This window comes from Lutibacter sp. (genome assembly GCF_040883305.1).
In the GTDB taxonomy this organism is placed as follows: Bacteria; Bacteroidota; Bacteroidia; order Flavobacteriales; family Flavobacteriaceae; genus Lutibacter.
Window position 1 is genome coordinate 1 of the sequence record NZ_JBFLKT010000215.1, and the last position, 10,218, is coordinate 10,218.

Here is a 10,218-nt window from a genome sequence, read left to right on the forward strand (position 1 = left end):
CCTACTACCTGTTACTAAAACTTACCTGCTCAACTTTTCTGCTAAATAAGGCGCTGTTAAAGAATCTTTACAATTTATAAGATCTTCTGGTGTTCCTTGAAATAGGAGGGATCCCCCATTTTTACCACCTTCTTTCCCTAAATCTATAATATAATCGGCACATTTTATTAAATCAATATTGTGTTCTATTACAATTATTGAATGCCCATTTTTTATTAAAGCGTTAAACGACTTTAATAGTTTTTTAATATCGTGAAAATGTAATCCAGTTGTAGGTTCATCAAAAATAAATAACGATTTACTTTGTCGGGTTCCTTTTACCAAAAATGAAGCTAATTTAATCCGTTGCGCTTCACCGCCAGAAAGTGTTGATGAAGATTGTCCTAATGTTACATAGCCTAAACCAACATCTTGTAAAGGTTGCAGTTTTTTTACAATTTTAGTTTCATTGTGTTCTTTAAAAAATGAAATAGCATCATCAATTGTACTATTTAAAATATCATTTATAGATTTTTTATAGAATTTCACTTCTAAAACTTCTTTTTTAAAACGCATTCCTTTACAGGTTTCACATTCTAAATGTACATCTGCCATAAATTGCATTTCTATGGTAACTTCGCCTTCACCTTTGCAAATTTCACAGCGTCCACCTTCAACATTAAATGAAAAATGTTTTGGTTGGTAATTTCTTATCTTTGACAATTTTTCTGAAGCAAATAATGCTCTAATATCATCATAAGCTTTAATATAAGTTACAGGATTTGACCTGCTTGACCGCCCTATTGGATTTTGATTGATAAATTCTATATGTTCAATTGCATTAAAATCGCCTTTAATTTCGGCAAACTGACCTACCTTTTCTCCATAACCACCAATTTTCTTTTGAATAGCAGGAAACAATATTTTACTGACTAAGGTGCTTTTTCCACTTCCGGAAACTCCAGTAATTACTGTTAAGCAATTTAAAGGAAATATAACATCAATATTTTTTAAATTATTTTCTCGGGCTCCAATAACTGTAACTGAATTTTTTGAAGTTCTTCTTACTTTTGGAATTTCAATTTGTTGTGTATTATTTAAATAGTGCGCTGTTAAAGAGTCTGATTTTAGAATTTCAGAAAATGTTCCTTCTGCAACAATTTCTCCACCAAAAGTACCAGCTTCAGGACCAATATCAATAATTAAATCGGCAGCTTTCATAATATCTTCGTCATGTTCAACTACAATAACAGTATTCCCTAAATTACGTAAATCTTTTAACACATTAATTAAACGTTCTGTGTCTTTTGGATGCAAACCAATACTTGGTTCATCTAAAATATACATAGAACCTACCAAACTACTCCCTAAAGATGTTGCTAAATTAATACGTTGACTTTCACCACCTGACAAGGTGTTTGAAGTTCTATTTAAGGTTAAATAATTTAAACCAACATTATTTAAAAATTGCAATCTGTTATTGATTTCAACCAATAAACGTTTTGCAATTTTTACTTCATAAATATCAAGTTTTAAGTTTTTAAAGAAGTCTGCCAATTCATTTAATGGCACATCAACCAATTCGTTAATATTTTTAGTGTTAATTTTTACATAGTTGGTTTCTTCTCTTAATCTCTTTCCTTTGCACGTTGTACATTTTGTTTTTCCCCTGTAGCGAGAAAGCATTACTCTATATTGAATTTTATAACTCTTTTCTTCTAAATGTTTGAAGAAATGTGACAACCCGTTAAAGGAATTATTTCCATCCCAAATTAATGCTTTTTGAATTTCTGTCAGTTCAAACCAAGGTTTATGAATAGGAATATCAAATTTATAAGCATGGGATATTAAATCGTTTTTATAATGGTTAAAAGAATCTGTTTTCCAAGGTAAAATAGCATCTTCATAAATTGAAAGTCCGGTATTTGGAATTACTAAATCTTCGTCAATACCTATAACATTTCCGTAACCTTCACAGGTTGGACAGGCACCATAAGGGTTGTTAAAACTGAATAAATGTGTGTTTGGTTCTAAAAATTGAATACTATCTAATTCAAACTTATTATTAAATAAAGTTTCAGTTTTTGTGTTCAAATTTTGAATAATGCATTCACCTTTTCCTTCAAAAAAGGCAGTTTGAATAGCATCACCTAAACGATTAAAAAAATCTTCATCATCTTTAACAACAATTCTATCTATAACTAGGTGAAAATCGTGTTCAATTTCTGCTGTTATTTCTTCAATTCTAATAATTTCATCTTTATATTTTATTCTTGCATAGCCTTGTTGCGCTAATATTTTTAATGTTTGAAGTACGCTTCTTTCATTTGGAATATGAACAGGTGAGATAAGTAGTAATTTTGTATTTAATGCTATTGTTTTAATGTGATTAATAACATCGCTAACCGTATGTTTTTTTACTTCATTTCCAGAAATAGGAGAGTAGGTTTTACCAATTCTAGCAAATAATAATTTTAAATAATCGTAAATTTCTGTTGAAGTTCCAACCGTTGACCGAGGATTTGTAGAATTCACCTTTTGTTCAATGGCTATAGCTGGAGCAATACCTTTTATATAATCTACTTTTGGTTTGTTTAATCTTCCTAAAAACTGACGAGCGTATGACGATAAACTCTCTACATACCTACGCTGACCTTCAGCAAATAACGTATCAAAAGCCAAGCTAGATTTTCCAGAGCCAGAAAGTCCTGTAATTACAACCAATTTGTTTCTTGGGATTGCGACATCAATATTTTTTAAATTATGAAGTCTGGCTCCTTTAATTAGAATGTTTTCTTTCGGGTTTAATGCGGCAAGGTTTTTGGTCATACTTCAAAAAAATGAATAAAGGCAAAGATAATTACAATTAATGAGAATTTTAAGAGCTTAAGAGAACATAATATAAAAAAAATATGCATAGTTCTTTACGTTTTATTTGTAAATGTTAAAAATATGCTGCATATTTGAGTATTAATTCTAAAAAAGAACGCTTATATAACACAATTACTTTTTATAAAAATTATAAAATACAAGTTTAACCCCCATTAATGTATTTAAATTATGCAAAGTAAAGTTATAGCCGATGGCGTTTTAGTAAGCGACTACATAAACGGAAATGAAAAATCTTTAGAAATTCTAATTATTCGCCATAAACAACGAATTTTTAGTTTTGTATTGTCTAAAGTTTTGGATAGAGAGATTGCCGAAGATATTTTTCAAGACACTTTTATTAAAGTTATAAATACTTTAAAAAGAGGTAAATATAATGAAGAAGGTAAATTTTTACCTTGGGTTATGCGGATAGCTCATAATTTGGTAATTGATCACTTTAGAAGAAATAAAAGAATTCCAACGTTTAGAAATACGGATGAATTTGATATTTTTACTGTAATTAGTGATGAAGTTTTAAATGTTGAAAAACAGTTAATTAAAGATCAGATTTTAAATGATATTCGAGAGTTAATTGTTGAATTACCTGAAGATCAGAAAGAAGTGTTAATTATGCGTATGTATAAAGATATGAGTTTTAAAGAAATTGCAGAAAATACAGATGTAAGTATAAATACTGCATTAGGAAGAATGCGTTATGCACTTATTAATTTAAGAAAGTTAATAGAAAAACATAATATAATTTTGGTTAATTAATACTAAAAGTAAAATTTCATCGTTACTTTAATATAAACCAGTTAAATATGATGAAACTTTACTCTAAAAAGACTCCAATGGTGGAGCAACCAAGACCTGAAATAATTCAATATTTACTTAATTACTCTAAACAAATGAGGGTAGTTAAAACCAACAAAAACAAGTATATTGAATTACATTTGAATTAATGTTCTTTAAGCCCATTTTCTAACCAAAAATGGGCTTTTGTTTAGTACTGATTTATTTAATCGTATTTAGGTTTCTTATCTCTTTTTGCGGCCTTTTTTTCTTTAGAAGTTTTAAGAGCCTCTTTTTTTACATTCTTTTTTGCATCCTGACTTTTTGCCATTGTTTTTAGTTTTAAAAGTTAAATAATAGCTATTTTCTATTTATTAAATATGAAGATAGTGTATTTATTGAATTAATTAAAAAATATGTTTGAAAATTTATAAATGATATTCATTAGAATAATTTTGACCTAAGTCTACTATGGATTTAGGCCTTTCTAAAATGGATTAAAACCCATATCTATTGAATGTATATTGCTTCCTTTTTGTTTGCCTCCACCTTTAGCTTTAGGAATAAAACAATATAAAAATAGGCTTTAGAAAAACCCTTTTTTAACAAAAAACATCAATTAGTTTCCTGAGATCTTTTAACAATAGCTTTTAATCGTAGTTTAGTTGAAATTTTAGAAGCTTTTAGTTTATTCTTTTTCTGATTCATTAATTTTGAATGTAAAGCTTTATTTTTAGTATTTTTTGCACTTCCTTTTTTAGCCATTTTTAATTTTATTTAAAACAGATTTTCTTCCGATAGTTTTAGTAATTATATCTTTTTCAAGATTCCAGCCTCTAGCTGGAGAATATTCTCTTCCATAAAAAATAATTTGTAAGTGCAGTTTATTCCATAATTCTTTCGGAAATAATCTTTTCGCATCTTTTTCGGTCTGAACTACATTTTTGCCATTGGTTAAACCCCATCTATAAAGTAATCTATGAATATGTGTGTCAACTGGAAACGCAGGAATTCCAAAAGCTTGACTCATAACAACACTTGCTGTTTTATGCCCAACCGCAGGTAATGCTTCTAAATCCTTATAATTTTTTGGAACCTCACCGTTGTGTTTATCAATTAAGATCTTAGACAATCCATAAATTCCTTTAGATTTCATAGGAGACAAACCAACGGGTTTTATTATTTCTCTAATTTCTTCAATAGAGAGTTTTATCATATCATAAGGGTTGTCTGCTTTTGCAAATAATTTAGGTGTAATTTTATTAACACCAACATCAGTACTTTGTGCGGACATTAACACAGCAATTAATAAAGTATATGGATCTTTATGGTCTAATGGAATTGGAACTTCTGGATATAATTGTTCTAATGTATCAATTACGAATTGTACTTTTTCTTTTTTTGTCATTATATTTTTGTTGAAAAAACTAAAATACAAAATTACTTAAAATTTAAAGATTTATTTTTTGAAAAAGTTTTAATTGTGCCAATAACTTTTTAACTTACAACTTTAAAATAATTTATATATGACAACATTAAAAGTAGGTGATAAAGCACCAAATTTTGAAGCGCTAGATGAACAAGGGAACACCATAAAATTAGCTGATTATACTGGAAAAAAGTTGGTATTATTTTTTTATCCAAAGGCAAGTACGCCAGGTTGCACAATGGAAGCTTGTAATTTGAGAGACAATTATCAATCGTTTTTAGCGAAAGGATACGATGTTTTAGGAGTAAGTGCTGACTCTGCAAAACGTCAACAAAATTTCAAAAATAAAAACGAACTTCCTTTTCCTTTGTTAGCTGATGAGGATAAAGCCGTAATTAACGCGTTTGGAGTTTGGGGACCTAAGAAATTTATGGGAAGAGAATACGACGGAATCCATAGAACTACATTTGTTATTGATGAAAAAGGAATTATTGAGGATGTAATTTTAAAAGTAAAAACAAAACAACATACAAGTCAGATTTTGGAATAATAAATAAATTTATTTTTTGAAAATAACAATTAAAATCTTTTTACCTAGACCGCATAAAAAAACCTAACAAATTTTAAAATCTGTTAGGTTTTTTAGTCTTAAATAAAAAATCCAGTTATTTTTATTCAGGAATAATATACATTTCTTTGGCGTATTTCTTTTTGTCAAGAGAATTAAATACAGATGGACCAGTTTTTAAAGTACTTTTCTTTGCCAAACTAGGTTTAGAAATTGCTCCTGAAATATGATCTAATGCTGTCTTTAATAAAGGCTCTTCTAAATCTCCAAAAGGTTTAATTTGCGACGCAAATTCAAAAACTTCATAATCTGGTATAAATCCTAATGTGTAATCACTTTCATCAAATTTATTATAAATTTGAAATACTATAGGTTGTAAAGCATTTGTATGTGTAGTATTTGCACCATCCTTTTTAAAATCTGCTGAGTCATATAAAGTAATAGAACCAACATTTTTGCCATAGGTAGTTGTTCCTATTTTTATAACTGATAGATAAGGTGTTAATCCGTTAATTATCATTTCACTAGCAGAGGCTGTACTTCGAGAAGTAATTACATATAATTTTGTAATAGAATTTAATCTGTTAATAGTTGCATCGCTACCAGAATATTCACCTTCTTTATCATAAATATATGCTGTATTAAAGAAAGGATAATAGCCGCCCTCATCACTATGTTTTGAATTGTAAATTAATTTGGCAAAGGTTTCATTTTCAGAAGCACCACCATAAATCATACTTGCTAAATAAGCTGATGTTAATACAGAACCACCACCATTATAACGTAAGTCTAATACTAATTCTGTAATTCCTGCAGCTTTAAAATCAGCAAAAACGTTATTTAATTCTTCGTGAAACGTATATTTAAAACCATTGTAAACCAAGTAACCGATTTTTGTTCCAGCATTATTTGTTATGATGTCAGAATAGAGAACCGGATTTTCTACAACCTCTCTAATAGTTAGTGTTTTTTCTACATTACTAGGTACAATAGTTCCATTGTTTAAGGTGTTAAACTCCATTGTAATAGATGTAATTTCATCATCATAAAAATTATTTACAACTCCATAATTATCAATATTTAATTCAATTCCATCAAATTTATAAAATAAATCACCACGTTGTATTCCTGCGTCTGCAGCAGGAGAATTTGGAACAACATACGTTACATACCCAATAATTTCAGAACAGCCTTCACATAATCTTGCAACACCAAACTCAAATCCATAAGCATCATTAACACCTCTAAAGGATGCGCCTTGTTTATTATAATCTTCAATAAACCAAGAGAATCTATCCGTATTACCTTTGTCGTATAATAAGGTTTCAAATAAACTTTCGGGAGTTGAATAACTATTTAAATAATCGTAATAATTTTGTAGATTATCATCTTTAGAATCAGCTAAATTAGAAACGTTTGGTTGCCAATTGTACCAAGAATTCATAGCTTGCCATACAAAATGATTGATTGGATTCTCAATTTTTGTATTATCAAGAATGCGTCTTGGTTGGTCATCATCTTTATTACAACTAATTATGGTAAAGCCTAGGGCTAAAAAGAATACTAAAAAGGGATTTATTTTTTTCATGTGTATAAAATAATATGTGTATTTTGTCGCAAGATAAAAATTTAATTACAAAAATTAAACCAAAGTGTAACAATAACGAAGTATGTTCGTCATAATTGTAACAACACCAAAAAAAATAGTAAATCAAACTTAAAAATGAAGCAGTCAGAGTTTTTAAAAACTGTAATGCCCTTTAAAGATAAAGTGTTTCGAGTAGCAAAAAGACTACTTGTTTCTACTGAAGAGGCTGAAGATGCTACTCAAGAGCTTTATTTTAAGTTATGGAGAAACAGGTCTAAATTAAAAGACTATAAAAGTGTTGAGGCATTTGCAATGACAATGACAAAAAATTATTGTTTTGACCGATTAAAATCGAAGCAAGCAAGTAATTTAAAGTTAATTCATAGCAATTATCAAGAAAAAGATACGCCACTTCAAAGACGCGTGGAACTTAATGACAGTGTAAGTTTGGTTCATAAATTAATTGAAAACTTACCAGAGCAACAAAAATTAGTAATACAGCTTCGAGATATTGAAGAATATGAATTTGATGAAATAGCAAAAATGTTGGATTTACAACCAACAGCTGTTAGAGTAACATTATCAAGAGCAAGAAAAACAATTAGAGAACAATTAACAAAACAACATAATTATGGGATTAGCTAACATAGAAAAGTTGTTGGAAAAGTATCTGGATGCAGAAACTACCATTGCAGAAGAAAAAGAGTTAAAAACTTATTTCTCTGGTGATAATGTAGCGCCACATTTACAAGAATATCAAGCGATGTTCGGATATTTTTCAACTAATAAAAATGAGCGGTTTACAAAAACCATCCGATTAAAAAGTCAAAAGATGAATTGGAAATGGTTATCCGTAGCAGCTTCAGTAGTTTTATTAGTAAGTGTTTACACCGGTTATCAAAATAACCAACAAAAAAAGGCTGAAAGAATATATACAGAAACCCAAATGGCTTTTGGTATGTTGGCAGCAAATTTAAACAAAGGAAATGATGCAATTTTAAAACTGCAGCATTTTGAAGACACAAAAAACAAAATTTTTAAACAACCTAAAAAGTAAAAAAATGAAAAAATTAATAGTATTATTAGCAGTAACCTTAATATCTTTTGGCACGTATGCTCAAAATTCGATATTTGACAAATTTGAAGAAATGGATGAAGTTTCATCTGTAATTGTAAATAAAGAAGCGTTTAGAATGCTTGCAAAATTTAAAGGTGGAGGAGAAGAAGGACAAGAATATTTTGATATGGTAAAAGGTTTATCTTCTTTTAGAGTTTTTACAACTGAAAATCCAGCAATTGCACAAGATATGAATGCAATAGTTTCTAAATATTTAAAATCTTCTAAATTAATTGAACTAATGAGAGTAAAGGATGAAGATACTAATGTTAAAATTTATGTTCGTCAAGGAAAAGATGAAGACCATGTTAGTGAATTGCTAATGTTTGTAAGTGGTGCAGGTAAGTATACAAAAAATTCTGACAGTCCTGTAAAGGCAGAATCTGTAATACTTTCATTAACAGGAGAAATTGACTTAAATAAAATATCTGAACTGACTGAATCGCATGTGCCAGGAAGTAGCAAGCATTTAAAAAAACAATAAAAAAGTAGTGATATGAAATCAATTATAAAATTTTTAGGAATAGCTTTTATTGCGACACTTACATTTGTTTCTTGTGATAATAGTCCGTCTTTACAGAAATATTATGTAGATAGTAAAGAAAATAATGCCTTTATTTCAGTTGATTTGCCTGCAAACATACTGCAACTAAAAGATGAAAATGTTTCAGAAGATGTTAAAAATACGCTGGAAACAATTAAAAAAGTAAATTTTTTAGCATTGCAATTAACTGAAACTAATGAAGCTTTATATACTTCAGAAAAATTAAAAGTGAATGCAATTCTTAAAAACCCTAAATACAAGCAATTAATGCGCATGAATATGGGAAAAGGAAGTGTTAGTGTTAATTATTTGGGTGAAGAAGAAGCTATTGATGAGATTGTTATTTTTGGTTCAGATGCCTCAAAAGGATTTGCTGTTGTACGAGTTATTGGAGAAAACATGAATCCAAGTGATATTATGAAAATAGCTCAAGAAATTAAAATGGATGGAGATTCTGCTCAATTAAAACAATTAGGAGGTTTGTTTAGTAGTCTAAAATAAATCTTCCATAAAATAAATTTTTAAAAGCCATACTTGCACAAAGTATGGCTTTTTAACTATCTATTAACTTCTTAAAAAAAGAAAAACAGTATTTTTGAACACCTAAAATTTAGTTTTTAAAAATGAAGAACATATTTGTAGTACTTATTTTACTTTTTACACTTAGTTTAAATGCTCAAGATAAAATATACCACCCGGAAAGAGATAAAATCAACAATTTGGTACATACTAAATTAAAAGTCGATTTTAATTTTGAAAAAAGCCAGTTAAATGGTGAAGCCTGGATTACGTTAACACCGCATTTTTACCCAACAAATAAAGTAACCTTAGATGCTAAAGCATTTAAAATAAATGAAGTTAAAGTAGACAACATAAATGCAGCATATAATTATTCTGATAATGAACTTACCATAGAACTCAATAAAACCTATACTAAAGGAGAAGAATATACGGTTTATGTAAATTATATAGCTAGACCAGAAGAAGTTACTCAGAAAGGAAGTGAAAACATTAAAGAAGCAAAAGGATTGTATTTTATAGATCCTTTAGAAGAAGATCCAGATAAACCAACCCAAATTTGGACACAAGGTGAAACTGAAGCAAGCAGTTGCTGGTTTCCTACTATAGATGCTCCAAATCAAAAAACTTCACAAGAAATTTATATGACTGTTCCAAGCAAATTTGTAACACTTTCAAATGGAACTTTACAATCTCAAATTGAGAACAATAATGGTACTAGAACCGATTATTGGAAAATGGATCAAAAACACGCTCCATATTTATTTTTTATAGGTGCGGGTGAATTTAGTGTTATAAATGATACCTGGAA

Annotated in this window: 11 protein-coding genes; 7 read left to right on the forward strand and 4 right to left on the reverse strand. The window is 28.9% G+C overall.

The features are described from left to right. Positions 1–21: 21 nt before the first annotated feature. Positions 22–2,808 carry an excinuclease ABC subunit UvrA gene (uvrA, locus tag AB1Z17_RS06855; protein WP_368051056.1) on the reverse strand — a complete coding sequence of 929 codons (2,787 nt, stop codon included), beginning with the start codon at positions 2,806–2,808 and terminating at the stop codon, positions 22–24. A gap of 231 nt (positions 2,809–3,039) precedes the next feature. Between uvrA and AB1Z17_RS06860 the strand changes: the two genes are divergently transcribed. Next, the gene (locus AB1Z17_RS06860) at positions 3,040–3,624 is read left to right on the forward strand and encodes an RNA polymerase sigma factor (RefSeq protein WP_368051057.1); all 585 of its coding nucleotides are present in this window, start codon (positions 3,040–3,042) and stop codon (positions 3,622–3,624) included. 633 nt (positions 3,625–4,257) lie between these two features. On the opposite strand, the gene AB1Z17_RS06865 is transcribed toward AB1Z17_RS06860, so the two are convergent. Beyond that, positions 4,258–4,407, reverse strand: coding sequence for a hypothetical protein (locus AB1Z17_RS06865; RefSeq protein WP_368051058.1), 150 nt, complete (start codon positions 4,405–4,407; stop codon positions 4,258–4,260). Then, positions 4,400–5,050: an endonuclease III gene (gene nth / locus AB1Z17_RS06870; RefSeq protein WP_368051059.1), complete on the reverse strand. Its 651-nt coding sequence runs from the start codon at positions 5,048–5,050 to the stop codon at positions 4,400–4,402. Before nth ends, AB1Z17_RS06865 begins: the two co-directional genes overlap by 8 nt. 118 nt (positions 5,051–5,168) lie before the next feature. Between nth and bcp the strand changes: the two genes are divergently transcribed. Beyond that, positions 5,169–5,621, forward strand: a complete 453-nt coding sequence (gene bcp / locus AB1Z17_RS06875) for a thioredoxin-dependent thiol peroxidase (protein ID WP_368051060.1) — start codon at positions 5,169–5,171, stop codon at positions 5,619–5,621. Positions 5,622–5,742: 121 nt separating this feature from the next. Here the strand turns inward: bcp and AB1Z17_RS06880 are convergent, their stop codons facing one another. Further along, the gene (locus AB1Z17_RS06880; protein ID WP_368051061.1) at positions 5,743–7,227 is read right to left on the reverse strand and encodes a S41 family peptidase; all 1,485 of its coding nucleotides are present in this window, start codon (positions 7,225–7,227) and stop codon (positions 5,743–5,745) included. Between the two features lie 135 nt (positions 7,228–7,362). Here AB1Z17_RS06880 and AB1Z17_RS06885 point away from each other — a divergent pair, with 135 nt between their 5' ends. The 5 genes from AB1Z17_RS06885 to AB1Z17_RS06905 form a co-directional block, all read left to right on the forward strand. After that, positions 7,363–7,872, forward strand: a complete 510-nt coding sequence (locus AB1Z17_RS06885; RefSeq protein ID WP_368051062.1) for an RNA polymerase sigma factor — start codon at positions 7,363–7,365, stop codon at positions 7,870–7,872. Further along, entirely contained in the window at positions 7,859–8,284 is a 426-nt protein-coding gene (locus AB1Z17_RS06890) for a hypothetical protein (RefSeq protein WP_368051063.1), read from the forward strand. The genes AB1Z17_RS06885 and AB1Z17_RS06890 overlap by 14 nt, the downstream gene beginning before the upstream one ends. A gap of 4 nt (positions 8,285–8,288) precedes the next feature. Continuing rightward, on the forward strand, positions 8,289–8,828 hold the full coding sequence (locus AB1Z17_RS06895) for a DUF4252 domain-containing protein (protein WP_368051064.1): 540 nt from the start codon (positions 8,289–8,291) through the stop codon (positions 8,826–8,828). Positions 8,829–8,840: 12 nt separating this feature from the next. Continuing rightward, positions 8,841–9,389 carry a DUF4252 domain-containing protein gene (locus AB1Z17_RS06900; protein WP_368051065.1) on the forward strand — a complete coding sequence of 183 codons (549 nt, stop codon included), beginning with the start codon at positions 8,841–8,843 and terminating at the stop codon, positions 9,387–9,389. 122 nt (positions 9,390–9,511) lie between these two features. Then, the coding region (locus AB1Z17_RS06905) for a M1 family metallopeptidase (RefSeq protein ID WP_368051066.1) at positions 9,512–10,218 on the forward strand (707 nt) is incomplete at its 3' end.

Coding starts and splice junctions, on each gene's coding strand:
- uvrA (WP_368051056.1), bottom strand. CDS start 2,808: ATGACCAAAAACCTTGCCGCATTAAACCCGAAAGAAAACATTCTAATT.
- AB1Z17_RS06860 (WP_368051057.1), top strand. CDS start 3,040: ATGCAAAGTAAAGTTATAGCCGATGGCGTTTTAGTAAGCGACTACATA.
- AB1Z17_RS06865 (WP_368051058.1), bottom strand. CDS start 4,407: ATGGCTAAAAAAGGAAGTGCAAAAAATACTAAAAATAAAGCTTTACAT.
- nth (WP_368051059.1), bottom strand. CDS start 5,050: ATGACAAAAAAAGAAAAAGTACAATTCGTAATTGATACATTAGAACAA.
- bcp (WP_368051060.1), top strand. CDS start 5,169: ATGACAACATTAAAAGTAGGTGATAAAGCACCAAATTTTGAAGCGCTA.
- AB1Z17_RS06880 (WP_368051061.1), bottom strand. CDS start 7,227: ATGAAAAAAATAAATCCCTTTTTAGTATTCTTTTTAGCCCTAGGCTTT.
- AB1Z17_RS06885 (WP_368051062.1), top strand. CDS start 7,363: ATGAAGCAGTCAGAGTTTTTAAAAACTGTAATGCCCTTTAAAGATAAA.
- AB1Z17_RS06890 (WP_368051063.1), top strand. CDS start 7,859: ATGGGATTAGCTAACATAGAAAAGTTGTTGGAAAAGTATCTGGATGCA.
- AB1Z17_RS06895 (WP_368051064.1), top strand. CDS start 8,289: ATGAAAAAATTAATAGTATTATTAGCAGTAACCTTAATATCTTTTGGC.
- AB1Z17_RS06900 (WP_368051065.1), top strand. CDS start 8,841: ATGAAATCAATTATAAAATTTTTAGGAATAGCTTTTATTGCGACACTT.